The following is a 23121-nucleotide window of genomic DNA, read 5'->3' on the forward strand; positions in this document are numbered from 1 at the left end:
ACACATTGATCACCAGCATCCTGAGGGTCGGCCCGGTGGCCGCGGGAGGCTACCCGGCGGCGCTCCACACCGACCGTGGCGCGGCCTCCGACGCCTGGGCGCGGGAGCCGGTGGCCAGGTGCGTCATCCCGGCCTCGGCGGCCCTGGACGATGCCCGCGCCGTCCTGCTCGGCGCCGTCCCCGACCCCGCGGCCCGGCGCGCGGTCGGGAAGTCCCTTTACGACATGGTGGCCGCGACCGACGTCGGCCGCGCCTGGACCGACCTGCTTCAGGATTCGCCGATCCGGACTTATCTCGATATCCGTCCCGCCGAACTGCGGGCTCTGCCGTGGGAGCTCATGACCGATCCGGACCGGCGGCATCTGTTCCTCGACGACGACCGCGCCTGCGTGCGCGGCGACTATCGGCCCGGCCCGGTCGGTGAGTTCCTGGTCCCGATCCGCCTGCTGATCGTGGTCGGCAACGCCCGGGATCCCGAGCTGCGGGCCGCCGATGAAGTGGACGCGATCCGGAGCGCGCTCGGGGAGCAGCTCGGCGAGTGGCACATCGAGGTGCTCTGGGAGCCGACCCCGAACGAGCTGTTCGATCGATTGGAGGCGCTCCGGCCGCACGTGTTCCACTTCGTCGGACATGGCGGCACCGATGATGGTCTGCCCATGCTGGAACTCGTCACCAGGCAAGGCATCGAGACGCTCACCAGCGAGATGATCGACAACGTGCTGCGGCACGGCCCGAAGATGGTGTTCCTCAACGCCTGCCGCACCTCCTACGGGGACCCCGCCGAAGCGCAGCTCTCCACCTGGGCCATGGCGGGCGCCTTCGAGGCGCGCGGCGCGGACGCGGTGCTGGCCATGCAGGGCGACATCCCGTCCCCGTCCGCGGTCGACTTCGCCGGGCGCGTCTACGCCGCCCTCGCCGCCGGGGATCCGCTGGACGCGGCCGTGCGCCGCGCCCGCCGCGCCCTGTTCGCCGCGCGCGACCCCGCCTGGGCGCTGCCCTCCCTGCTGGTACGGCGCGAGCCCGAACACGTGCTGCCCTGGCGGCTCGGCGTGGCCAGGCCGAACGCCGAACGAGCCACCCGCGCCTGGAATCCCACCGTGCGCGCGACCATCGACAGGACCAGGGAACACTGGCGGCTGTGGGGCGGTCCCGACTTCGACGACAACGGGTGGCACGCGCTGCTGGTCGGCGGCGGCGAGAAGACGGGCAAGACCTCGCTGGTCCGCTCCTGCGTCTTCACCTGGCACCTGCGCGGCTGCCAGGCCGTGTACGTGGACGTCCAGGCGATCAACGACGGCAAGAACGTGTCCTGGCTGGACATCCTGCGCGAGCTCGCGGGAACGCTCGCGGAGTGCGTGCCGGACCGCGCCGCCGTACCGGTCCGCCGGTTCCTGCACCGGCTCTCCTACCTCCGCCGGGGTGAACTGCCGCCGGCCGATCTCGGCGAGCCGGACCCAGGCGAGGTGGATCCGAAGGACCGCAGGCGCTGGGATCCCGCCCACGAGGGCGAACCCGAGCTGCGCGCCCGCCTGTTCACCGCGACGCGCGCCCTGCTCGCCGAGGTGGCGGGCGGCCAGCGGCTGGTCATCGCGTTGGACCACGTCGCGGCCGCGCTCGCGCTCGAACTGACCGCATTCCTGGTGCCCGGCCTGCTGGTGCCGATCGCCGAAGGCCAGGTGCCGGGGGTGCGCGTCATCGTGGCCGAGCAGACGGCGATCACGTCCGGCCTGCTCGGCGACTTCGCCCGGCTGGCCGAATCGCTGGAGGTGGAACGGTTCCCGCAGGCGCAGGCGATTCAGATCTTCCGGGAGTACGGGGCCCGGGTGCGCAGGCCGTACCGGGATCAATGGAAGCGCATCGTGGAGGAGCTGAGCACCCTGCCGGGGCCGTGGCTGGACCCGGTGATGCTGACGCAGCTGCACGCCATGCTGCCGCGTGAGGCGGGCCGCCCGTGACGCCCGCGACCGGCCTCGCGGCCGCCTTGTTCGGCCTGTTGCCGGAGACCGAGCGCGGCATCCTGCAGCGCTGCGCCGCGGTCACCCGGTTCGACCCGTCCTTGTATGAGCGGCTGCTGCGCCGCGACGGGGGCGACCTGGACGAGTTGGTCGCCCGCGGCCAGGTGCAGCGGGTCGCCTCCGGGTGGTACCGGCTGGAGCCCAGCCTGCGGGTCTGCGCCTGGGACCAGTGGTGGGTGGACGAAGGGCTCACTCCGGGCGCGGCCCAGGTTCCGCCCGCGCTCGCGTCCCTCGCCTTGGACCTGGCCGCGTTCTACCGGGGAACCGACGAACTGGAAGAGTTACGCCAGTGCGTGCTCTGCGCTCCGGTCCGCGCCCGCGAGCTCTTCGACCGCCTGTACGCCGCCGCCGACCGTGACTTCGACCTCGTGCGCTGCCAGGACCTGGTGGACGTGCTGGCCGATCCCGACCGCGCCCACCTGGTCCCGATCGACCTGGCCGAGCGGCGCGACGCCCGCCAGGTCCGGCTGACCGCCCGCGGCCTGGCCGCCACCGAATACCACCAGACCGGCCGATACCTCGCCCGCCACGCTCTCGAACAACGGCTGGCGGCACTGACCGGAGAGTCCGGGATCCTCCAGCTTCACGCGATGGGCGGCATGGGCAAGACCATGCAGCTGCGCTGGTTCACCGCCCGCCACTGCCTGACCCAGGACCCGCTCATCCCGTGCGCCCGGATCGACTTCGACGTGATCGACCCGGTCAACGCCCTCCGGTTCCCGTGGCTGCTGCTCCTGGAGCTGGCCGGGCAGCTGAACCCGCAGATCACCGGCTCCCCCTTCCAGGAACTCCTCCGCGACCAGGGCAAATACCGCCGCGCGCTCAGCCGGTCCGCGGTCCCGGACACCGCGCTGCTGGGCGAGGTGGCGTCGGTGGCGGCCGACTCCGCCGACATCACCGGCCGATTCCTCGCCGCCCTCGCCGAAGCCCCCGGCCTCACCCGGGCGATCATCGTCCTGGACACCCTGGAAGAGGTCATCCTCCGCCCGGTCGCCGACCCCGCCGTCCTGCTCGACCTGCTCGCCGCCCTCCACACCGCCGCCCCCACCCTGAGCTTCGTCCTCTCCGGCCGGTACGACCTCCGCGACCGCCTCCCCGGCTTCACCGGACGATTCCCCGCGGCGGAAAGCGTCGAAGTCACGCCCTTCGACGAGGAGGAGGCGACCCGCTACCTCGCCCGGCGCGGCGTGCGCGCCGACCTGATCCCCGCCATGATCAGAAGATCGGACGGCCTGCCCTTCACCCTCGCCCTGTACGGCGACCTCGCCCAGGGCAACCCCGCCATCACCGCCGCGGAGATCGACCAGACCGAGGACCCCGGTCTGCTCTACTGCCTGGACCGCATCCTCGAACGAATTCCCGACGACCGCCTCCGCTGGCTGCTCCGCTACGGCGTCGTACCCCGCCGCTTGGACCTGGACTACGTCACCCGGGTGCTGCCGCCGTTCCTGATCGAAGGCATGACCACCGACAACCCCCTCGACAACCCCGCGCTCGACGACCGCCCGCCCCGGGATATCACGATATTTCTGACAAACGAGCAGTCGCCCCAGGACCTCGACCTCCCGGGCCTGTGGACGGATCTGCTCAAGTACGCGGGCGCGTCCTCCTGGGTCTTCCCCGTCGCCCCCGACGTGGTGATGTTCCACGAGAACCTGCGCGGCCCCGTCCGCGCCTTCCTCCGCGACCAGGCGGTGTTCTCGCGGCTGCACGAGGCGTCGGCCCGCTACCACACCGCACGCCGCGACGCCGAGCCCGCCCTGTGGTCCCGCTGGACCCGCGAGATCGTCTTCCACCGCCTGCACCTCTCCCGCGACGACGGCCTCGCCTTCTGGCGGGCCGGCCTCGAAGAAGCCTGGCGGGCCGGTCGTGACGACTGGGCGGCCGAACTCGCCGCCGACCTGCTGGCCGCCGACTACCAGGACCTAAATGGCGAACCCGCCCTGATCGACCACCAGGCCTGGTACGAAGCCCACATCGCGCTCGCCCGTGCCGCTGTCGCCCGCGCCCGCAGGGAGAGCGGATCGGGCGCGGCCGGAGCATCATGGAGCACGGCCGAACGAGACCTCGCCGCCGCCGACCTGCTGCTCATCGGCCATCCGGAGCTCACCGGCCCGACCGTCCCCCACCTGGTCGCGAAGGCCGCCGTCGACGCGCTGCGAGGCCGGACCGAGGAGGCCGCGGCCACGCTCGCCCGCGCCGAGGAACTGGGCATCCCGCCGTCCCTCGAAGCCGACACCCTGCTGACGCACGCCGACATCAGGCCATCCGAAACGCTGCTAACGATCTTCACACGCGCACAGGAGCTGGCCCTGGACGAGGTCGCGGCACACGCGGCACGACGATTGGGCAATCAGCATGCGTCCGATGGCCAGCTGACGACCGCTCTCGACTGGTACGAGCGAGCGGGCAGCGCCGGCCTCCCCGAACTGGGCGAGACCCTGATCAGGCTCGGCCGTCCAGCTGAGGCGATCGACCGCCTGACGCGCCCCAGCGCACGGCCGAGGACGAGCGAGATTGCGCGGGCGGCCGCCAAGGCGATGCTCGCACTGCGCCAACCCACTCGAGCCCTACTGTTTCTGGCGGAAAACGACCTGGGCGATGGGGATCTGGATCGGGCTGCGGTTTTGGGGACCCGTGCCGAGAATGACCCGGGCGATGGGGATCTGGATCGGGCCGCGATCCTGGGAGCCCGTGCCGAGATCGATCCGGGTGACGGGCACCTGGTTCAGGCTGCGGTTTTGGGGACCCGTGCCGAGAATGACCCGGGCGATGGGGATCTGGATCGGGCCGCGATCCTGGGAGCCCGTGCCGAGATCGATCCGGGTGACGGGCACCTGGTTCAGACCGCAGTCCTGCGAGCCCGTGCCGAGGGCGATCGCCTGCGAACGGCCGCGGCTGAGGCGATCCTGGAGGCCGCGCGCCGCCAGGTCTCCTCGGACCTGGACCACGCCACGCTCACGCTGGAGCTCGTGCGGTTGCACCTCAAGCGAACCGGGAACCTGCGCCTCGCCGAGCGGGCACTGGACGCCGTCGAGCGTCATCCGGAGCTGCCGCCCGGGCTCGAACTCTCGGCCAGGCTGGCCCGGATCGACGTGCGATACGGGCGTTCGCAGTGGTCCCTAGCCCGGGAATTGGCCTCCGACACGGTGGACAGAGCGCAAGATGGTCCGCCAGACCTGTTGGTGGCGGCGGGCTTGGGCGGCCTCCCGTTCGGCGACGCCCTGTTCGCGCGCGCGATCTTGCGGGGGATCAGGCAGTTCGAGGAAACGGGGGCACGGCTCGCGCTGCTGGGCGAGCTGCGGGGCACCGCGTCGTTGGGCGACATGGAGCTGGCCCACGCACTCGCCCGGGAGACGCTCGATCCATGGCTGCTGGAGCGCGATCAGTACCAGGGCGCCGACCGGGCGCACCTGGATCTCGTCGCGGCCGAGGTGGCTCGGCTGGACGGCCGCGCCGAATTGGCGCGGCAACTGCTTCGTGACGCGGCCGAGGTGCTCGGCGCGCTCGACCCCCTGGTCTGGCTCGACTGGATCGACGCCATGGACCGTCTCGAACCCGCCCGCCCAGGCGAGCCGGAACCGCCCCCCGGATTCCTCGACCAGCACGCGGACCATCCCGAACTATGCGCCGCCTATCTGATCGCGCTGGCCCGGCGGCGACTGCCGATCGACCCGCACGAGGTCACCCAGCGGCGTCTCGCGGACGCGGGGACCCGGCTCCGGGACACTTGGCGTCGCGCCGAACTGGCGGCGGCGCTCTCCGCGCTGGCCCTGGCCCAGGGCCTGTCCTCGGCCGCGCGGGCAGCGACCGGCGAGGCTGTTCGCCTGTGGACCGAGCTTGGCCGCGACGAGGACGCCAGAGTCGCGGCCGAGATCCTCTTCCCCGGGTCCTCCGGCGAGCCCGAGGCGGCTCCGACCGTACCCGGCCACGCGGGCGACGAACTCGCGCTCCGGCTCGGCCTGTCGCAGGATCGGGAACGCCTGCAGGTGCAGGTGGACGGCCCGCGCGGGACCGCCACCGAACTGTTCAGGATCCCCGACTGGCTCGATGTCCCGGGTGCCCGCGGCGAACTCCCGCTAGCCCAGGAGCTGACCCGGCCGATCGATTGGGGCGGGTCAGCCGGACAGGTGCTCGGGCCGCTAAGCCCACGCCTGGAACCCCGCGGCGACGGCAAGCCCGTCGACCTGCGCCTGATCGCCGATGGCCCGCTCGCCTCGGCCCCCTGGGAGCTGGCCCGGCTTCCCGCCGATCACGCCGAGGCGCACGATGGCCCCCTGGCCGTCCACCCTGAGCTGCGCTACCTCTATCGCGGCATCGGCGTACGGGAGGGACTGCGGATCGAGGCACAGGCGGTGGAGCGCCTCCTCGCCCGGCTGGCCCTGCCGCACGACGAAGTCGACCGCATCCTCGGCGTCACGGCGGCGGCGGACCTCCGTGACTTCCAACGGCAATCCCGGCTCCGGGACCATGGCCGGTTACGTCGCTCCACCTGGCGGGAGCTGCACCGGGCGCTACGCACGGCGCGCAGGGGTCGTCCGCCGCACGTGCTGCTGCTTCAACCGAGCCGGAGCAGATCGGTGCGAGAACAGCGCGCCCTGCGGGGCAGCGTCGCCGACGCCGAGGCGATATATCGCGACCATTCGGTCCACCTCACGGTTCTGGAGGATCTGACCGCGTCCAGTCTGGACTGGCAAATGATCGCCGACGTGGGCGAAGCAGAACGGGTGGACGTCATCCACGTGATCGCGGCCATCGAACGCCCTCGCCGGGAAACCGTCCTGCACTTCCTGGCCGACGAGCCCGGCCAGAAGGGCTCCGGTCTGACCGTCGACGACCTCGATCGCTTCGTCCACACGCTAGGCCAGACCATCCCGCCCTTGATCATCCTGGATTCGATCACGCCCAGCACGTCCCTGGAACTCGCTCTGGGCATGCTGCAGCGCAACAGAATGGCCAACGACCTGCTCACCGTGGACGGCATCTGGACCTTACTGGCCACCGGCCTGGCCGCCGGGAAGGCCAGAACCACACAGATGACCCGAATCGCCGCCGCCCTCGTCAACGGCGAGGGCCCCGCGGAGATCTGGCGCACCGTCCAGTCCGCCTCGGGCGACTTCCCCTTCGCGACGACCGCACTCTTCTCGAAGCTGCGCCCGGACGCCATGTTCCACCCGGGCAAACAATGAGCACGGCGGAGCGCCGGCGGGCCGAGTTACAGGCCAAGCTCGGGGGTCCTCGTAGCCGAACTCGCCTCCTGGAGCGAGTTGAGCCGGGCGGTCTGCTGGAGAAGCATCACTCAGGTGGCGGCGATCGTGGTCGCGTTCCGTCCGGGTCGGCAATGAGCGCGGCGGAGCGGCGGCGGGCCGAGTTGCGGGCCAAGCTGGGGGGCCTGGAGGCCGAGCTTGCCTCTTGGAGTGAGTTGAGCCAGGTGGGCGGGCTGCTGGAGAAGCATCACACTCAGGTGGCGGCGATCGTGGTCGCGTTCCGTCCGGGCTGGCAATGAGCGCGGCGGAGCGGCGGCGGGCCGAGTTGCGGGCCAAGCTGGGGGGCCTGGAAGCCGAGCTCGCTTCCTGGAGTGAGTTGAGCCGGGCGGGCGGGCCGCTGGAGAAGCACCACACTCAGGTGGCGGCGATAGTGGCCGCGATGGCGGTCCCGATCGCCGAGTTGCGGCCCCGGGTGGACGCGGCGGACGTGCTCGACACCTGGCCTGAGATCGAACGTTCGCTGCTCAGGATTCACCAGGTGCTCGAATATTTCCGGTCGAAGCTGACCCTCCGGTTCGTGGCCGCCTTTCGGGACCATCTGGCGATGGCCGACGAGTTCGCCTGGGAGTGTTACCGCCCGGCCAGGCAGCGGGGATCCGGGCCGCACAACGTTCCGGCTGATCGGGTGCGGGAACCGCCGCTGACGTTCTTCAGCCAGGACAGCACGCCGTTCGCGATCCCACGCGGCGCCTCCTACCGCAGCGAGATCGGCGTTCTCCCGCCGGGGACTCTTCGCGCGGTGGTCGAGCGGCTGCCGGTGCCGGTGATCGGCATCCCGTGGTTCCAGTTGCGGCACCTGCCGGACGCGCTCGTGCTCGCCCACGAGGTCGGCCACCACGTGGAAACCGACTTCCGGCTCACGCCGACACTCGAACGACTGGTCGACGAAGCTGTTCCGGCCGCGCGCAGGCCAGCGTGGCGACGATGGCTGGGCGAGGTCTTCGCCGACGTGTACGGAACCCTCGCCGCGGGCCCCGCATTCGCCGCCGCACTGACCGACTTCCTGGCGACAGGCCCAGACAACGGCCAGGGCGCCTACCCGCCCTCCAGGATCCGGATCGCCCTGGTGGCCGAGGTGCTGGGGGAGTCCCCCTCCGACGAAGAGGACCCGGACGCGCCCGCCGTCGCCGCCGCGCTGGTGGCCGGCCCATATCCGGAGTTCGGTGGCGTCGCCCTCTCCGACGTGATCAACTTCAGCCAGGAACACGCATTGGCCGAGCGGACCGCGAACCAGCTCCTGCGCGGTTTCGCCGTCAAGGGAGCTCCAAGCGTCCGGACACTCCTGGCCGCCGCCGGACTCGCCTTCGGGTCCGACCCCCTCGCGTACGAGCAGAGAAACGTCGCGGACGCCGTGGTCAGAGCCGCACTGGCGACGATCAAGCAGGGAATCCGGGCCGCGGGCACCCCCACCGCCCCAGCACGCGACACCGAGGCCGGTCAGGCAATCATGGACATCCTGACCGCCCCCTCAGACAACCCTTCGTGACTCACTCACCGCCCATGGGGTGTGGCTACATGCCCAGAGGAGCTTTCATGAGCCGGTCCACTGCGTCAGGGTCGCCATCGAGGGTGACCCGTGCGTGGTCCTGACGGCCGAAGGCGAACAGCAGTAGCTCCTGGGCCTCGCCGGTCACCACCACGGCCGGTTCCGCCACCTTCGCTCCGGCTTTGTCGCCGGTGCCCACCCGGCGCAGAACTACACCGACGGGTGACTTGCGGAAGAACAACCTCCCGCCCGTCTTGAGCCGCCGCCACAGCATGTCGTCCAGATCCGCGGGCAACGCACGCGGCTCCCAGCCGGGCTGCGCCCGGCGCACATCCTCGTGGTGGATCAAGAACTCGACGGTGTTGACCAGCGCGTCCAGGCCCGGAACCAGCCCATACGGCGTCCACCGCAGCGGACCCTCCCGGAACATGCCCACGACTTCGGGGTAAGGCCGGGCGGCCAGTTGGTTCTGCACCGATCTCGTATACGGCGCCAGGAACTTCACCGCGATGCCCGCAGAGGCGTCCACGCGCCGTTCCCGGACCACCAGGTGGGCGGCCAGATCGGCGGTGGTCCAGCCCGCGCAGAGAGTCGGCGCGCCGGGTCCGAGCCGATCGAACAGATCGCTGAGCGCGCGGCGCTCGGCGCGCGCGTGGGTTTCCTGGGTCGCCTGGGTCACCCCTCAAGCCTAGACCGAGCGGCGTTCTAGCGCGGGCGGCCGGAGCCCTGGAAATGAACAAGGGCGGTTGGAAGAACCCCAGATCGGCAGCCGCTTCGTTCGGGCGGCCACGATGCTGGCGGAGCCGGGCGGAATCCAAGGGTGGGTGGGGAGAACCACCTCGAACACGGCCTTGGCGGGATTCGAACGGACGATCGGGCGTGTTCGGGAATATTCCGACAGATCACGGCAATTTTCAATGCTTAGGACCAACGACCTGCCTTCGTGTCGGCCAATGGGCTGATCCAGGATGTCTGTCCCCTTATGTACTGTCATTCCTTGGCAGCCACCCGATCGAGAGGACCCCGCGTGCCGACAAAGGTCTCATCCACAGTCATGCGCCAGGGGTTCAAGGTCATCGGCCACGCGATCCGCGCCGAACCGGGCATCTTCCTCGCGGCCGTACTCTCCAGCGCCGTCTACGGCGTGATGACCGTCCTGTCCGCCTGGGCCCTCGGCTGGGCCACCGAGCACGCGGTCATCCCGGCCTTCCAGAACGGGGCGCCGGAGGGCGCGCTGGCCACCGCCACCCTGCTCATCATCGGCACCGCCCTGTTCAAGGCACTCGGCGTGATGGGCCGCCGCATCCTGGCCGGCATCATGCAGTTCCGCATGCAGGCCCGCTCCCGCCGCGCGGCCACAAGGCAGTACCTGCGCCTCCCGCTCGCCTGGCACCACCGCCACCCCACCGGCCAGCTGCTCTCCATCGCCAGCTCCGACGCCGAGGCGGCCTGGGGCCCGCTGGCCCCGCTGCCGATGGCCGTCGGCGTGGTCGTCATGCTGATCGCCGCCGCCGTCGCGATCGTGATCACCGACCCGGTCCTGGCCATCGTCGGTTTCCTGATATTTCCAGCGATCGCCCTACTGAACCTGGTCTACCAGCGCCGGCTCTCCCCACTCGCCACCCGCGCCCAGGAACTGCGCGCCGCGGTCAGCGAGGTCGCCCACGAGAGCTTCGACGGCGCACTCGTGGTCAAGACCCTCGGCCGCGAGGACGCCGAGACCGCCCGCTTCCAGGCCAGAGCCGACGAGCTGCGCGACGCCAACATCGCGGTGGGCCGAATCCGCGGCCTGTTCGATCCCCTCCTGGAGGCACTGCCCACGCTGGGCGTGCTGGCGGTGCTCCTGGTCGGCGCGTACCGGCTGGGCGGCCAGGATGTCACCTCCGGCGAGCTGATCCAGGTCGCCTACCTGTTCACCCTGCTGGCCTTCCCGATCAGGGCGCTCGGCTGGGTGCTGGCCGAGCTCCCGCGCAGCGTCGTCGGCTGGACCCGCGTCCAGGAGGTCCTGGACGCGACCGGCTCCCTGGAGTACGGCACCGCCGTCCTCCCCGGCGACGCCCCAGCCAGGATCGAGGCCACCGGCGTGACCTACGGCTACGACCCCGGCGCGCCGGTATTACGCGGCGTCAGCTTCGGCGCGGCTCCGGGCCGCACGGTCGCCCTGGTCGGCCCGACCGGGGCGGGCAAGTCCACCCTCACCCTGCTGCTGGCCCGGCTGATCGACCCCGACGAGGGCGTGGTCGCGGTCGACGGGACCAACCTCAGGGACGTGGTGCGCGGCGGGGTGGCCGCCAGCGTGTCGCTGGTGCCCCAGCAGACGTTCCTGTTCGACGACTCCGTACGCGGCAACGTGACCCTCGGCGCCGACCTGCCGGACGAGCGGGTCTGGGCGGCCCTCCGCCTGGCCCAGGCCGACGGCTTCGTCAGCGCGCTCCCCGACAGCCTCGACACCCGCGTCGGCGAGCGCGGCGCGACCCTGTCCGGCGGGCAGCGGCAGCGGCTGGCCCTGGCCAGGGCGCTGGCCAGGGAACCCCGGCTGCTGATCCTGGACGACGCCACCTCCAGCGTCGACCCGCAGGTGGAGAAGCGCATCCTGGTCGGCCTGCGGGAGCAGGCGTCCACCGTGATCGTGGTCGCCTACCGGATGGCCACGATCGCACTGGCCGACGACGTGATCTACCTGGAGCAGGGCGTGGTCGCCGACCACGGCACCCACGAGCAGTTGCTGGACCGGTGCGAGGGCTACCGCAACCTGGTCACCGCGTACGAGCGGGAAGAGGCCGAGCGGGCCGCCCTGGCGGAAGAGCTGGAGACCGAGGAGGTCGTCGCGTGACGATGCAAGCGCTGGAGCGATCCGCCGTCGAGACGGTCCGGCAGGGGTTCCGGCTCTCGCCGGAGTTCCGCCGCGGCCTGGCCGGCACGCTCGTGCTGGCCGTCCTGGCGACCGTCGGGAAGATCATCGTCCCGATCGCGGTGCAGCAGGTGATCGACGAAGGGCTGACCAAGGCCACCCCCGACCTCCCGTTCATCCGGAACGCGCTGCTCGCCTGCGCCGCGGCCGTCCTGCTCACCGCGCTGTGCTCCTACCTCATGAACGTGCGCCTCTACCGGGCCACCGAGTCCGGCCTGGCCACCCTGCGCGGCAAGGGCTTCCGGCACGTGCACGACCTGTCGGTGCTCACCCAGAACACCGAGCGGCGCGGCGCCCTGGTCTCCCGGGTGACCGGCGACGTGGACCAGATCAGCACGTTCATGCAGTGGGGCGGCCTGATGATCATCCTGGCGGTGGGCCAGCTGGGCATCGCCACCGTGCTGATGGCCGTCTACTCCTGGCAGCTCACCCTGGTGGTCTGGGGCTGCTTCCTGCCCGTGCTGGTCGCGCTTCCGCGCTTCCAGCGGCTGGTCGCGCGCGGCTACACGACGGTCCGCGAGCGCACCGGCGACGTGCTGGCCGGGGTCAGCGAGTCGGTCGTGGGCAGCGCCGTCATTCGCGCGTACGGCTCGGAGGACCGCACCTCGGACCGCATCGACACCGCGATCAACGCCCAGCGCAAGGCGCAGATCCGGGCTCAGCGGATCATCGGCCTGACCTTCCCGATCACCGAGCTGGTGGCCTCCTTCGCCATCGCCGGGGTGGTGCTGCTCGGCGTCGTCCTGGGCGCCGACCGGACGATCACGGCCGGCGAGCTGCTCGCCTTCCTGTTCCTGATCACCCTGTTCATCATGCCGCTGCAGATGGGCACCGAGGTCCTGAACGAGGCGCAGAACGCGATCGCCGGCTGGCGGCGCATCCTCGGCGTGCTCGACACCCCCGCCGACGTGGCCGACCCCGCCGACGGCGCGATCCTGCCGCGCGGCCCCATCTCGGTCACCTTCGACAACGTCGGCTTCGCCTACCCCGACGGCCCGCCCGTGCTGCGCGAGGTCTCCGCCGAGATCCCGCCCAGGACCAGGATCGCCGTCGTCGGCGAGACCGGCTCCGGCAAGACCACCTTCGCCAAGCTGCTCACCCGCCTGATGGACCCCGCCTCGGGCCGGATCCTGCTGGACGGGGTGGACCTGCGCGACATCAGGTTCTCCTCGCTGCGCGAGCGGATCGTGATGGTCCCCCAGGACGGCTTCCTGTTCGACTCCACCCTCGCCGACAACATCCGGTACGGCCGCCCCGACGCCACCGACGAGGAGCTGACCGCCGCCCTCACCGAACTCGGCCTGGCCGACTGGCTGGAGGGCCTCGCCCAGGGCCTCCAGACCCCGGTCGGCCAGCGCGGCGAGTCGCTCTCGGCGGGGGAGCGGCAACTGGTCGCCCTGGCCCGCGCCTACCTGGCCGACCCCGACCTGCTCCTACTGGACGAGGCCACCTCCGCCGTGGACCCAGCCACCGAAGTCCGCCTGGCCAGGGCCCTCGACGGCGTCACCCGCGGCCGCACCGCCATCTCGATCGCACACCGCCTATCCACCGCCGAGGCCGCCGACGAGATCATCGTCTTCGAACACGGCCGAATCGTCCAACGCGGCCCACACGCCGACCTCGTCGCCGAGCCCGGCGTCTACGCCGACCTGTACGCCTCCTGGACCACCGCCACCCGCTCCTAGCTGCTCGCTCATGGCGCGGGCAATCCGCCTAGGGAAACCCAACACGCTCCGTGAAAAGATCTACCTATCCGCCACCATCCGAAGAGCCATCCGCCACTCCCGATCAGGAGCCGCAGACCAACCCGCAGACCCTCAACCCACGAAAACAGGCCTAGCGGGTGGCCTCGCCCGTGATCCGCTGGGCCAGCCAGATCGGCAGGACCGACAGCAGGATGAGCGCCGCGGCGACCACGTTCACCACCGGTGCCTGGTTGGGACGGAACAGGTTCTCGAAGATCCAGATCGGGAGCGTCCTGACCCCCGCCCCGGCCGTGAACGTGGTCACGATGATCTCGTCGAAGGACAGCGCGAACGCCAGCAGCCCGCCCGCGAGCAGCGCCGACCGCATCATCGGGAACGTCACCAGCCGGAACGTGGTGAACATGTCCGCGCCCAGGTCGGCCGACGCCTCCTCGATGGACACCCCGAGCCGCCGCAGTCGGGCCAGCACATTATTGTAGACCGTCACCACGCAGAACGTGGCATGTCCGACGATCACCGTGAACAGCCCGAGCGGCACCCCCAGAACCGAGTGGAAGGTGTTGCTGAGCGCGATCCCGGTGACGATGCCCGGCAGCGCGATCGGCAGCACGATCAGCAGCGACACCGTCTCCCGGCCGAAGAACGCGTGGCGCTGCACCGCGAACGCCGCCAGCGTGCCCAGCACCAGCGCGATCAGCGTCGCCCCCGAGGCGGCCTGCACCGAGGTCCACAGCGCCTCGCGCATGCCGGTGGATCGCCAGGCCGCCGCCCACCAGTCGAAGGTGAAACCGGGGGGCGGCCAGCCGAACGTGCGGTCGGCGTTGAACGAGTTGAGCACCACCACGGCCAGCGGCACGTAGATCACGGCCAGGCCGGCCGCGAGGGCCGTCCACAGCGCGGCGCGAGCCGTACGAGACAGGTTCACAGGTTCTCCAGCGCTCCGGTCCGGCGCACCGCCGCCAGGTAGGCCAGCATGATGACCACCGGCACGGTCGCCACCGCCGCCGCGAACGGCAGGTTGTTGGCGGCGCCGATGTTGTCGTAGACCACGTTGCCGATCAGCTGCGACCGGCCGCCGACGATCTTCACGGTGATGTAGTCGCCCAGCGACAGCGAGAACGTGAAGATCGACCCGGCTGCCACGGCCGGGAAGGTGAGCGGCCACACCACCGTGCGGAACGTCCGCCAGCCGCGCGCGCCCAGATCCCCGGCCGCGTCCAGCAGCGAGTTCGGCAGCCGCTCCAGGCCCGCGTAGATCGGCAGGATCATGTACGGCAACCACAGGTACGACAACGTCAGCACGGTCGCCCCCAGCCCGTACCCCCAGCCCAGAATGCCGTCCGAGGACAGCAGCACCCGCCACGCGTACGCCTTGACCAGATACGACGCCCACAGCGGTGTGAGCACCGCGATGACCAGCCAGCGCTGGGCCCTGGGCGAGGCCAGCTTGGCCATCGCGAACGCCACCGGGAACGCGACCACCAGATCGATCAGCGTCACCGCCGCCGCCACCCCGAGCGAGCGCAGCGCGATCGTCCGATACACCTCACCGGTGACCAGATCCTCGAAGTTCGCCCAAGTGAACGTCCTGACCAGGTTCCCGGTGAAGGTGTCGGTGGACCAGAACGCGGTCACCAGCAGCGCGGCCAGGGCGCCCAGATAGGCCAGCCCCAGCCACGCCATCGGCGCCGACAGCAGCAGCGACAGCCGGACCCCGGCGTGCCGGTGCAGGAAGGTCGCCAGTCGCCGCCTCACATCAGCCCTTGATCTCGGTCCAGGCCCGGGTCCACTCCGCGTAGTCCTTGCAGGTCACGTCGGTGCGCCCGTCCAGGCACTGCGGGATCGGGGTGGTCCAGTAGTAGACCTTCGAGAAGTAGGCCTCGTCGGTGGCGTGGAAGGTGTCGCAGTGCTTCGGGTCGGCCGTCTCCGCGCACGACTTGGCGTTCGACGGCGCCTCCCCGAACCACTCGGCCACCTGCGCGTTCGCCTTCGGGGAGATGATCCAGTCCAGCCACTTGTAGGCGCAGTTGGGGTTCTTGGCGGCGGCCGCCACCATCCACGTGTCCGACCAGCCGGTCGCGCCCTCCTTCGGCAGCGTCACCTCCACCGGGGCCTTGTCGGCCAGCGCCAGGTTGGCGATGACCTGCCAGGTGGTGCCCACCACGGTGTCGCCCGCCTTGAAGGCCTGGATCTCCTTGGTGTAGTCCGACCAGTACTCGCCGATGATGCCGCGCTGCTGCTTCAGCAGGTCCACCGCCGCCGCGAATTGCGTGTCGTCCAGCGCGTACGGATTCTTGATGCCGAGTTCGGGCTTGGTGGCCATCAGGTAGACGGCCGCGTCCGCGATGTAGATCGGCGAGTCGTAGGCGGTCACCGCCCCCTTGTACGGCGAGGCGGGGTCGAACACCACACCCCAGGAGTCGGGCGCCGGGCTGACCTTGTCGGTGCGCCACATCAGCAGGTTCGCCCCCCGGCCGTGCGGCACGCCGTAGGAGACGCCGCCGACCGAGTTCCACGGCTTGTCCTTCAGGCCGGAGAACACGTCCGCGTAGTTGGGGATCAGCGAGGTGTTCACCGGGGCGACCGTGCCGGCCGCGATCAGGCGGAGCGAGGCGTCGCCGGAGGCGGAGACGGCGTCGTACTCGCCGGTCTTCATCAGGTTGACCATCTCGTCGGAGGTGCCCGCGGTCTTGGTGTTGACCTGGCAGCCGGTGCTGCTCTCGAACTCGCTCACCCAGTCGACCTTGGGGTCGGTGGAGCCGTCCTCCACGTAACCGGCCCAGGCGACCAGGTTGACCTGGCCCTCGCCGGCGCCGAGGGAGGCCAGCGCCTCGATCTTCGGCGGGGTGAAGCCGCTGACGCCGGGGGCGGGGGCGGCGGTGCCGGACGGCTCGGTGGAACCGCAGGCGGCGGCTAAGGCCAGTGCTGCGACGGCTGCGGCGATGCGGGGGGTTGATCGCATGTGAGCTCCTGATATCTAGACGATCGCGAACTCGTGGCGGCGGTGCCACACGAGCCGGACCCGGGTGCCGCGCAGGCCCATCACGTCCATGGACGAGACCTGCAGGTTCTGCTGGAGGGCGATGAGCCGCCCACCCGCGTCCAGATCCACCACGAACCGGGTGGCGGGCCCGGCGTAGACGACCTCGGTGACCAGGCCGGTGGCGCTGTGCTCGCCGTCCCCGACGGCTTCCTCCGGCGGCGCGACACGCAGCTTCTCCGGCCGGACGCTGAACGTGCCGTCCCGGCCGAGCACGGCCTGCGCCGCCTCGCCCGAGATCAGGTTGGAGGTGCCCACGAAACCGGCCACGAACGCGCTGGCCGGTCGCTCGTACACCTCGGCCGGGGTGCCGACCTGCTCGATCCGGCCCTGGTCGAACACCGCGACCCGGTCGCTCATGGTCAGCGCCTCCTCCTGGTCGTGGGTGACGAACAGGAACGTGATCCCGACCTCGCGCTGGATCGCCTTCAGCTCGACCTGCATCTCCTCGCGTAACTTCAGGTCGAGCGCGCCGAGCGGCTCGTCCAGCAGCAGCACCCGGGGGCGGTTGACCAGGGCGCGGGCCAGCGCCACGCGCTGCCGCTGGCCGCCGGAGAGTTCGCTGGGACGCCGTTTGCCGAAGCCCTCCAGGCGGACCGTGGCGAGAGCTTCGAGGGCCTTTTCGCGGCGATTGGGGACCTTCTTGACGCGCAGGCCGTACTCGACGTTCTGCAGCACGCTCATGTGCGGGAACAGGGCGTAGTCCTGGAAGACGGTGTTCACGTCCCGCTCGAAGGGCGCCAGCCGGGTGACGTCCCGGCCGCCGAGCTCGACGGTTCCGGCGGTGGGGGTCTCGAAACCGGCGATCATCCGCAGCACGGTGGTCTTGCCGCTGCCCGACGGGCCGAGCATCGCGAAGAACTCGCCGTCCGCGATGCCCAGGTCCACACCCGCGACCGCCTCGACGCTCCCGAAGCTCTTGCGCAGCCCGCGCAGGGCCACCGCTTGGTCTGCCATGAAATTAAACATATGGTGTTAAATGTTTCGCAACAAGACACGATCCGGTATCACAGGGGTTAACCAGATGGAATCGGCGCGGCTGGCCGTCTTCGCTCCGGTGGACAGCACGGCCAGGGTCGAGGCGGTCGTCCGCCGCCTCGCCGACGCGATCGCCCTCGGCCTGCTCGCCGACGGCGAGCAGCTCCCCAGCGAGGCCGAGCTCGCCGGGCAGCTCGGCGTCTCCACGGTCACCCTGCGGGAGGCGCTGATGGCGCTGCGTCAGCAGGGCATGGTGGAGACCCGCCGCGGGCGCGGCGGCGGCAGCTTCGTCCGCCTCCCCTCCGACCTCGACCTCGGCTCGCTCCTGCGCGGGTACGCGGTGGAGGAGTTGCGCGATCTCGGCGACCACTACGCGGCCATCGCCGGAGCCGCCGCCCGCCTCGCCGCCCAGCGCGCCCTCCCCTCCGACCTCGCCCCGCTGCTGCGCTCCCTGGACGAGATGGCCGGAGCCGACTGGGACGGCCGGCTGCGCCGCCTGGACGGCCGCTTCCACGTGGAGATCGCCGCCGCCTCCCAGTCCGCGCGACTCACTCAGGAGGAGATCCGGTTACAGGCTGACATCGGACCCTTGCTGTGGCTTTCCCGCGACGAGCACCATGAGATGGCCAAAAGACATCTGTTCGACCAGCATCGGGCCATCGTCGAGGCCATCAGGGCGGGAGAGGGAGACCAGGCCAGGGAGCTCGCCGAACGCCACGTGCTGGACGCGGTTGACCACCTCATCGAGCTTCGGCTGCGGCTCCAGGAGTAGCGAAATGACCCAACTTCAGGCCGGTCGCCCCGCCGACGTCGTCAACGCGGCCGTCACCCGCGTCACCGAGGTCGCCGACGAGGTCTTCGCCACCCTCCACGAAGTCCGCACCGCCACTGCCGCCTCCGTGCGCTCGGTTCGCGGCCGTACGCCTGTCGCCGCCGACCTGGCCACGCTCCGCCCGCTGCTGTGGAGCCGCCTCGACCTGGGCGCGCTGATCGCCGGAATCGGCTTCATCGCCGCCCCCGGCCTGCTCGCGGACGCCCCCTGGTATCTGGAGTGGTGGCAGGAGAACCCCTCAGGCCGCCCCGTCCAGCTGTTACGCGACCTCGACCCGTCCAGCAGCGCCTTCTACGACTACACGCACTGGGACTGGTACACCGGGCCCCTCGCCGGCGCCGAACACACCATCTGCGGACCCTACGTCGACTACCTGTGCACCGACGAATACAGCCTCACCCTGTCGGTCCCCGTGACCGTGGCAGGCGCGTTCATCGGCGTCGCCGCCGCCGACGTGTTCGTCCGCCGCTTCGAGGCCGCCGTCGACCCCGCCCTTCGCGAGATCCCCGCACCCGCCCTGCTCACCAACGCCGAAGGCCGCGTGGTGGCCTCCAACACCGCCCGCTGGATCACCGGCTCGGCCTACCGCGGCGCGCCCGGCTTCACCGCCCACCCGATCGCCGATCTGCCGTTCGCCCTGGTCGCGGCCGACGGCTGACCACGCCCGAGGGGACGAACGCGCTGGTCGGGGCCCCAGATGAGGCAGAATTACGACATGCCCTTGGACCCGAAGATCGCCGGTAGGTTGAAACGCACCCGGGACGGCCTGGTGGCCGTGGTCGTGCAGCAGCATGACAGCGGGGAGGTGCTCATGCTGGCCTGGATGGACGACGAGGCGCTGCATCGCACGCTCAGCACGGGCCGGGCGACGTACTGGTCCCGGAGCCGGGGCGAATACTGGGTGAAGGGCGACACGTCGGGACATGTGCAGTGGGTCAAACACGCCGCGCTCGACTGCGACGGCGACACGATCCTGCTCCAGGTGGACCAGGTGGGGGCCGCCTGCCACACCGGCGACCGGACTTGCTTCGACGCCACACCCCTGGAAGTGACGATTACATGAATCGGCGCGTGATCTCGCTCTGGCTGGCCGTCTGCGCCGCCGGATCCGGGCTCACCCTGCTCGCCGCGAGCCGGGACTGGGCGGTGCTGACCTTCGACGCCACCGCCCCCAACCTGCCCACCCTCACCCTCACCGGCGGCGAAGTCGCGGCCTCCCTGACGCCGGTCGCCCTCGCCGCCCTGGCCGGATCCGTCGCCGTGCTCGCCGCCCGCGGCGTCTGGCGCTCCATCCTGGCGGGACTGGTCGCCCTGTGCGGCGCGGCGCTCGTGCTGGCGTCCCTGCCCGCCTGGGGCGACCTCGCCCCCGAGGGCAGCGCCGCGGCCACCACCCAGCTCACCCCCTGGCCGCTGATCGCGGTCGCCGGAGGAGGGCTCCTGATCCTTTCCGGCCTGTACGCGACCCTTCGCGCCACCCGATGGGCGAGCCCGGCACGCGGAAGCCGTACTCCGATGAGGCCATCGGGAGAGCGAGAGTTGTGGGACGCCCTGGACGCGGGACTAGACCCGACGGAATCCGACGAGCATCGTTGACACGCGGGCCACGCCTGGTCACAAATTGTCCACACCTTGAGCGTATTTCCCAAGTAATCAGTGCAAATCGCTAGGCTGCGCCCCGCACCTCTCACGATGACCGCTAGGAGTCATTCACATGAGTTACGGGAACCAGCCGGGCGACACCGGGGAGCACGGGGGCCAGCCCGGCTACGGGCAGCAGCCCGGTTACGGCCAGCAGCCCGGCTACGGGGATCAGGGATACGGCCAGCAGCCGGGTTACGGGCAGCAGCCCGGCTATGGGGCGCAGCCCGGCTACGACCAGTACGGCCAGCCGCAGCCCGGCTACACCCAGCCCAGCGGCTACGACCAGTCCTACCAGCAGCAGGCTTACCAGCAGCCCGGCTACCAGTACCAGCAGCCGGGCTACGGCTACCCGCCGCAGCGGCCGACCAACGGGCTCGCGGTCGCGTCCCTGGTGATGGGCATCGTCGGCCTGGTGCTGTGCGGCGTCACCAGCATCCTCGGCGCGATCTTCGGGCACATCGCGATGGCGCGGATCAAGGACAGCGGCGAGGAGGGCCGCGGCATGGCCGTGGCCGGCCTGGTCACCTCCTACATCACGATCGCCCTGTGGGTCATCCTGTGGCTGGCCTTCGGCGCCGCCCTCCTGGCCCTGATCGGCATCGCCGAGACAGCCGACACGAGCTTCAACTACTAGGCGGCCCGCACGGGGGCGGGCCTGGTTAAGCTGTTCGGATGGAGACGGCGACGCGGCGTTTCGCCGTGCCCGCGGGAGTGGCGGCGATCACGATCGCGGCCACCGGATACGTCGCCGCCGTCGACCCGAACGCGGCCGGGCACTATCCGGCCTGCCCGTTCCTCGCGGTCAGCGGCTTCTTCTGCCCCGGCTGCGGCAGCCTGCGCGCCGTCCACGCGCTCGCCCACGGCGACCCGCTCGCCGCCCTCGGCCTCAACCCGCTGTTCACGCTGACCGCGCCCGTGCTGCTCTATCTGTGGATCCGCTGGGCGCGCGCGGCCTGGACCGGCCGCCGGATGAGCACCGTCCTGGCCAGGCCCGTCTTCGTCTGGGGGTTCGTCGCGGTGGCCCTGGTCTTCTGGGTCGTACGGAACCTCCCGTTCGGCCGCTTTCTCGCCCCGTGACACGCCCCGGTGGCCGGGCAGGGGCGGCAGGGCCGATACCATCGGCAGGGCAAGGCGGGCGCGGAAGCGAAGCCGGCAGATGCCCCGCGAGCGAAGCCAATCGGAGGGACCCGGAGTTCGTGAGCGTTCTCGACGAGATCATCGAAGGGGTCCGGGAGGACCTCGCCGAGCGGCAGAAGACCGTGTCGATCGACGAGCTCAAGCAGCGCGCCGGACGTGCGCCCGCCCCCCGTGACGTGCGCGCGGCGCTGGGCGGAGACCGGGTCTCGGTGATCGCCGAGGTGAAGCGGTCCAGCCCGTCCAAGGGCGCGCTCGCCGCCATCGCCGACCCGGCCGGCCTGGCCGCCGACTACGAGGCCGGGGGCGCGCACGTGATCAGCGTGCTCACCGAACGCCGCCGGTTCGGCGGCAGCCTCGACGACCTGGCCGCCGTGCGGGCCAGGGTGGACGTGCCGATCCTGCGCAAGGATTTCATCGTCAGCTCCTACCAGCTCTGGGAGGCCCGGGCCTACGGCGCGGACCTGGCGCTGCTGATGGTCGTCTCGCTGGAGCAGGAGGCGCTGGTCTCGCTGATCGAGCGGGCCGAGTCGATCGGGCTGACGCCGCTGGTCGAGGTGCACACCGAGGACGAGCTGGAGCGCGCCGTCGCCGCGGGCGCTAAGATCATCGGGGTGAACGCGCGCGACCTCAGGACGCTCCAGGTGGACCGGGACGTCTTCGCCAAGCTGGCCCCGAAGATCCCGGACGGCATCATCAAGATCGCCGAATCCGGCGTGCGCGGGCCGCACGACCTGCTCGCCTACGCCCGCGCGGGCGCCGACGCGGTGCTCGTGGGGGAGAGCCTGGTCACCGGCAAGGACCCGAGGGCCGCGGTCAACGACCTGGTGACCGCGGGCGCGCACCCGTCATCCCGTCAGGAACGGCAGCAGGAGAAGCCATGACATCCTCCGAGGACGCGGTCCTCCAGCCGGGCGACCTGGTCGGCGGTGACGCCGGGACCGGCGGCAAGTTCGGCGTGTTCGGCGGCCGTTACGTGCCGGAGGCGCTGATCCCGGCGCTGGACGAGGTCGCCGCCGTCTACGAGAAGGCCAGGACCGACGTCGCGTTCATCCGCGAGTTCGACCACCTGCTGCGGACCTACGCGGGGCGTCCCACCACCCTCACCGACGTGCCCAAGTTCGGCGCGCACGCGGGCGGCGCGCGGATCGTGCTCAAGCGCGAGGATCTCACCCACACCGGCGCCCACAAGATCAACAACGTGCTCGGCCAGGCGCTGCTGACCAAGCGGCTCGGCAAGACCCGGGTCATCGCCGAGACCGGCGCGGGCCAGCACGGCGTCGCCACCGCCACCGCCGCCGCGCTGATGGGCCTGGAGTGCGTCGTCTACATGGGCGCGGTCGACTGCGAGCGGCAGGCCCTCAACGTGGCCAGGATGAAGCTGCTCGGCGCGACCGTGGTGCCGGTCACCAACGGCAGCCAGACCCTCAAGGACGCCATCAACGAGGCGTTCCGCGACTGGGTCACCAACGTGGACAGCACCCACTACCTGTTCGGCACCGTCGCCGGGCCCTACCCGTTCCCCGGCATCGTCCGGGACTTCGCCCGGATCATCGGCGTCGAGGCGCGCCGCCAGATCCTGGCGCTCACCGGCAAGCTGCCCGACGCCGTCTGCGCCGCCATCGGCGGCGGTTCCAACGCGATCGGTATCTTCCACGCCTTCATCGGTGACGAGGGCGTCGCCCTGCACGGCTACGAGGCCGGCGGCCGGGGCCTGGAGACGGGCGAGCACGCGCTCACCCTCACGGCCGGATCCATCGGCGTGCTGCACGGCTCCCGCACCTACGTGCTGCAGGACGAGGAGGGCCAGACGATCGAGTCGCACTCGATCTCGGCCGGTCTGGACTATCCGGGCGTCGGGCCCGAGCACGCCTGGCTCAAGGACAGCGGCCGGGCCTCCTACCACGGCGTCACCGACGCCGAGGCGATGGACGCGTTCGCGCTGCTGGCCCGCACCGAGGGCATCATCCCGGCGATCGAGTCCGCGCACGCGCTGGCCGGGGCGCTCAAGCTGGGCCGCGAGCTGGGCCCGGAGGCGACGATCCTGGTGAACCTCTCCGGCCGGGGCGACAAGGACATGGGCACCGCGATGACGTACTTCAACCTCTAGG

General features: G+C 71.0%; 19 protein-coding genes. 14 read left to right on the forward strand and 5 right to left on the reverse strand.

All coding sequences use genetic code 11. From position 1 onward, the window contains the following. The first annotated feature begins 5 nt into the window (after nucleotides 1-5). The 4 genes from Aple_RS03425 to Aple_RS03440 all read left to right on the forward strand — a co-directional run bounded on the left by Aple_RS03425 (nucleotide 6) and on the right by Aple_RS03440 (nucleotide 8768). Nucleotides 6-1955, forward strand: coding sequence for a CHAT domain-containing protein (locus Aple_RS03425; RefSeq protein ID WP_155342969.1), 1950 nt, complete (start codon nucleotides 6-8; stop codon nucleotides 1953-1955). After that, entirely contained in the window at nucleotides 1952-7204 is a 5253-nt protein-coding gene (locus Aple_RS03430; protein ID WP_155342970.1) for a hypothetical protein, read from the forward strand. Before Aple_RS03425 ends, Aple_RS03430 begins: the two co-directional genes overlap by 4 nt. 152 nt (nucleotides 7205-7356) lie before the next feature. Next, on the forward strand, nucleotides 7357-7521 hold the full coding sequence (locus Aple_RS51795) for a hypothetical protein (protein WP_170321268.1): 165 nt from the start codon (nucleotides 7357-7359) through the stop codon (nucleotides 7519-7521). Next, the gene (locus tag Aple_RS03440; protein ID WP_155342972.1) at nucleotides 7518-8768 is read left to right on the forward strand and encodes a hypothetical protein; all 1251 of its coding nucleotides are present in this window, start codon (nucleotides 7518-7520) and stop codon (nucleotides 8766-8768) included. Before Aple_RS51795 ends, Aple_RS03440 begins: the two co-directional genes overlap by 4 nt. 25 nt (nucleotides 8769-8793) lie before the next feature. On the opposite strand, the gene Aple_RS03445 is transcribed toward Aple_RS03440, so the two are convergent. Next, nucleotides 8794-9447: a TIGR03085 family metal-binding protein gene (locus Aple_RS03445; protein WP_155342973.1), complete on the reverse strand. Its 654-nt coding sequence runs from the start codon at nucleotides 9445-9447 to the stop codon at nucleotides 8794-8796. Nucleotides 9448-9822: 375 nt separating this feature from the next. Here Aple_RS03445 and Aple_RS03450 point away from each other — a divergent pair, with 375 nt between their 5' ends. Continuing rightward, nucleotides 9823-11601, forward strand: coding sequence for an ABC transporter ATP-binding protein (locus Aple_RS03450; RefSeq protein ID WP_246264086.1), 1779 nt, complete (start codon nucleotides 9823-9825; stop codon nucleotides 11599-11601). A gap of 2 nt (nucleotides 11602-11603) precedes the next feature. Beyond that, the gene (locus Aple_RS03455) at nucleotides 11604-13364 is read left to right on the forward strand and encodes an ABC transporter ATP-binding protein (RefSeq protein ID WP_155343113.1); all 1761 of its coding nucleotides are present in this window, start codon (nucleotides 11604-11606) and stop codon (nucleotides 13362-13364) included. A 151-nt stretch (nucleotides 13365-13515) separates the two neighbouring features. Here the strand turns inward: Aple_RS03455 and Aple_RS03460 are convergent, their stop codons facing one another. From Aple_RS03460 to Aple_RS03475, 4 genes are read right to left on the reverse strand one after another with little or no spacing between them, the layout of a single operon-like run. Next, nucleotides 13516-14310, reverse strand: a complete 795-nt coding sequence (locus Aple_RS03460; RefSeq protein WP_155342975.1) for an ABC transporter permease — start codon at nucleotides 14308-14310, stop codon at nucleotides 13516-13518. Then, a complete protein-coding gene (locus Aple_RS03465) occupies nucleotides 14307-15140 on the reverse strand; it encodes an ABC transporter permease (RefSeq protein ID WP_218038095.1) in 834 nt (277 codons plus the stop codon). The genes Aple_RS03460 and Aple_RS03465 overlap by 4 nt, the downstream gene beginning before the upstream one ends. Before the next feature lies 1 nt (nucleotide 15141). Further along, the gene (locus Aple_RS03470; protein ID WP_155342976.1) at nucleotides 15142-16347 is read right to left on the reverse strand and encodes an ABC transporter substrate-binding protein; all 1206 of its coding nucleotides are present in this window, start codon (nucleotides 16345-16347) and stop codon (nucleotides 15142-15144) included. 15 nt (nucleotides 16348-16362) lie between these two features. After that, entirely contained in the window at nucleotides 16363-17382 is a 1020-nt protein-coding gene (locus tag Aple_RS03475; protein WP_155342977.1) for an ABC transporter ATP-binding protein, read from the reverse strand. A gap of 67 nt (nucleotides 17383-17449) precedes the next feature. Here Aple_RS03475 and Aple_RS03480 point away from each other — a divergent pair, with 67 nt between their 5' ends. The 8 genes from Aple_RS03480 (at nucleotide 17450) to trpB (ending at nucleotide 23120) form a co-directional block, all read left to right on the forward strand. Then, entirely contained in the window at nucleotides 17450-18175 is a 726-nt protein-coding gene (locus Aple_RS03480) for a FadR/GntR family transcriptional regulator (protein WP_155342978.1), read from the forward strand. Nucleotides 18176-18179: 4 nt separating this feature from the next. Next, nucleotides 18180-18893, forward strand: coding sequence for a cache domain-containing protein (locus Aple_RS03485; RefSeq protein ID WP_155342979.1), 714 nt, complete (start codon nucleotides 18180-18182; stop codon nucleotides 18891-18893). A 57-nt stretch (nucleotides 18894-18950) separates the two neighbouring features. Next, a complete protein-coding gene (gene hisI / locus Aple_RS03490; protein ID WP_174889783.1) occupies nucleotides 18951-19298 on the forward strand; it encodes a phosphoribosyl-AMP cyclohydrolase in 348 nt (115 codons plus the stop codon). Next, entirely contained in the window at nucleotides 19295-19828 is a 534-nt protein-coding gene (locus Aple_RS03495) for a Trp biosynthesis-associated membrane protein (protein WP_155342981.1), read from the forward strand. Before hisI ends, Aple_RS03495 begins: the two co-directional genes overlap by 4 nt. Before the next feature lie 118 nt (nucleotides 19829-19946). Beyond that, nucleotides 19947-20510, forward strand: coding sequence for a DUF4190 domain-containing protein (locus tag Aple_RS03500; protein ID WP_155342982.1), 564 nt, complete (start codon nucleotides 19947-19949; stop codon nucleotides 20508-20510). Nucleotides 20511-20548: 38 nt separating this feature from the next. Beyond that, nucleotides 20549-20953, forward strand: a complete 405-nt coding sequence (locus Aple_RS03505) for a DUF2752 domain-containing protein (protein WP_155342983.1) — start codon at nucleotides 20549-20551, stop codon at nucleotides 20951-20953. A 119-nt stretch (nucleotides 20954-21072) separates the two neighbouring features. Next, the gene (gene trpC / locus Aple_RS03510) at nucleotides 21073-21894 is read left to right on the forward strand and encodes an indole-3-glycerol phosphate synthase TrpC (RefSeq protein WP_155342984.1); all 822 of its coding nucleotides are present in this window, start codon (nucleotides 21073-21075) and stop codon (nucleotides 21892-21894) included. Then, the gene (gene trpB / locus Aple_RS03515) at nucleotides 21891-23120 is read left to right on the forward strand and encodes a tryptophan synthase subunit beta (protein ID WP_155342985.1); all 1230 of its coding nucleotides are present in this window, start codon (nucleotides 21891-21893) and stop codon (nucleotides 23118-23120) included. The genes trpC and trpB overlap by 4 nt, the downstream gene beginning before the upstream one ends. Nucleotide 23121 lies beyond the last annotated feature (1 nt).

It is taken from the genome of Acrocarpospora pleiomorpha (genome assembly GCF_009687885.1).
In the GTDB taxonomy this organism is placed as follows: Bacteria; Actinomycetota; Actinomycetes; order Streptosporangiales; family Streptosporangiaceae; genus Acrocarpospora; species Acrocarpospora pleiomorpha.

Excerpts from the sequence above, each read along its gene's own strand:
- Aple_RS03505 (WP_155342983.1), top strand. The coding sequence starts at position 20,549 with ATGGAGACGGCGACGCGGCGTTTCGCCGTGCCCGCGGGAGTGGCGGCG.
- Aple_RS03495 (WP_155342981.1), top strand. The coding sequence starts at position 19,295 with ATGAATCGGCGCGTGATCTCGCTCTGGCTGGCCGTCTGCGCCGCCGGA.
- Aple_RS03450 (WP_246264086.1), top strand. The coding sequence starts at position 9,823 with ATGCGCCAGGGGTTCAAGGTCATCGGCCACGCGATCCGCGCCGAACCG.
- hisI (WP_174889783.1), top strand. The coding sequence starts at position 18,951 with ATGCCCTTGGACCCGAAGATCGCCGGTAGGTTGAAACGCACCCGGGAC.
- Aple_RS03485 (WP_155342979.1), top strand. The coding sequence starts at position 18,180 with ATGACCCAACTTCAGGCCGGTCGCCCCGCCGACGTCGTCAACGCGGCC.
- Aple_RS03455 (WP_155343113.1), top strand. The coding sequence starts at position 11,604 with ATGCAAGCGCTGGAGCGATCCGCCGTCGAGACGGTCCGGCAGGGGTTC.
- Aple_RS03470 (WP_155342976.1), bottom strand. The coding sequence starts at position 16,347 with ATGCGATCAACCCCCCGCATCGCCGCAGCCGTCGCAGCACTGGCCTTA.
- trpB (WP_155342985.1), top strand. The coding sequence starts at position 21,891 with ATGACATCCTCCGAGGACGCGGTCCTCCAGCCGGGCGACCTGGTCGGC.
- Aple_RS03440 (WP_155342972.1), top strand. The coding sequence starts at position 7,518 with ATGAGCGCGGCGGAGCGGCGGCGGGCCGAGTTGCGGGCCAAGCTGGGG.
- Aple_RS03480 (WP_155342978.1), top strand. The coding sequence starts at position 17,450 with ATGGAATCGGCGCGGCTGGCCGTCTTCGCTCCGGTGGACAGCACGGCC.
- Aple_RS03500 (WP_155342982.1), top strand. The coding sequence starts at position 19,947 with ATGAGTTACGGGAACCAGCCGGGCGACACCGGGGAGCACGGGGGCCAG.
- Aple_RS51795 (WP_170321268.1), top strand. The coding sequence starts at position 7,357 with ATGAGCGCGGCGGAGCGGCGGCGGGCCGAGTTGCGGGCCAAGCTGGGG.
- Aple_RS03475 (WP_155342977.1), bottom strand. The coding sequence starts at position 17,382 with ATGGCAGACCAAGCGGTGGCCCTGCGCGGGCTGCGCAAGAGCTTCGGG.